Origin of the sequence: Ornithinibacter sp. (assembly GCF_035443565.1) — a bacterium.
In the GTDB taxonomy this organism is placed as follows: domain Bacteria; phylum Actinomycetota; class Actinomycetes; order Actinomycetales; family Dermatophilaceae; genus Fodinibacter.
Genome location: NZ_DAORSO010000442.1, coordinates 1 through 1,039, shown reverse-complemented (window position 1 = coordinate 1,039; position 1,039 = coordinate 1). Strand labels below are relative to the sequence as shown.

The 1,039-nt window shown below is 66.3% G+C and carries 1 protein-coding gene; it reads left to right on the top strand.

The genetic code is table 11. The features are described from left to right. The first annotated feature begins 89 nt into the window (after window positions 1-89). A complete protein-coding gene (locus PLL68_RS15820) occupies window positions 90-1,022 on the top strand; it encodes a hypothetical protein (protein WP_324535739.1) in 933 nt (310 codons plus the stop codon). Window positions 1,023-1,039 lie beyond the last annotated feature (17 nt).

Below are 1,039 nucleotides of genomic sequence, written 5' to 3'. Positions count from 1 at the left end.
GCCCGTACCCACATCGACCAATAGGTCACCTCACGTACGCCTGTGGATAACGAAAACGGGGAACCGCGGCGCGGTGCCACGCTTGCTGGATGCCGGACACGTCACCACCGCTGCCAGGGCCTTTCCTGCGTGCCGAGGCCAAGAACCTCGGGGTCTCGGATCGGAGGCTGCGAAGCCCGGACTTCCGCACGGTCTTCACCGGCGTGGTGGTCGACGCCCGGATCCCCGACACGGTTGTCGTGCGGTCGCGCGCAGCCATGCTGGTCTGCCCCGAAGGTGGGGTGCTCAGCCACTGGACCGCAGCACGGTTGTGGGGCGGCGTCGTTCCCGACAACGAGTGGATCCACGTCGCGTTCATGCGAGATGTCAGGTTTCGCGTCAGCGGGGCGAAACCGCACCGTTTCCGGCATCGCCTCGACATCAGGTTCCGGCACGGGCTCCCAGTCACCTCGCCTGCCCAGACGTTCTGCCACCTGGCGAGGCACCTCGGCTTGGTCGATCTCGTCGCTCTCGGAGACCGACTCGTCAAGAAGGGCCGGTGCACACCGGATGACCTCATCGCCTATGCGCAAAACTGGCCGGGCCAGTGCCGGGTGGAGGCTCTCAGCGCGGCGAAACTCGTGAGGAAGGGCGTCGACTCAGTCCCGGAGAGTGCGCTTCGGCTCCTGATGGTGCTGGCTGGGCTTCGCGAGCCCGAGGTGAACATCCGGCTGCGGGACGTCGAAGGCAATGTGCGGTTTCGCATCGAGCTCGGCTACGAGGACGCGCTGCTGGCGATCGAGTACGACGGCCGTTGGCACGAGGAACCCGCGCAGAAGGCACACGATGAGGAGCGCCGATCCGGCCTGAATGAGCGCGATGGTTGGACCTTCGTCATCGTGACAGCCGATGACCTCTACGGACTCCCCGAGCAACTGCTGGAGCGGATCCGCAGCGCCATGGAGTCTCTGGGCATTCCGGTTCCCGCGGTCCTGTCCGACGGCTGGCGTCGCCACTTCCGAGTGGACACCGCTGCTGCGTGATGCTGCCCTTGCGACGG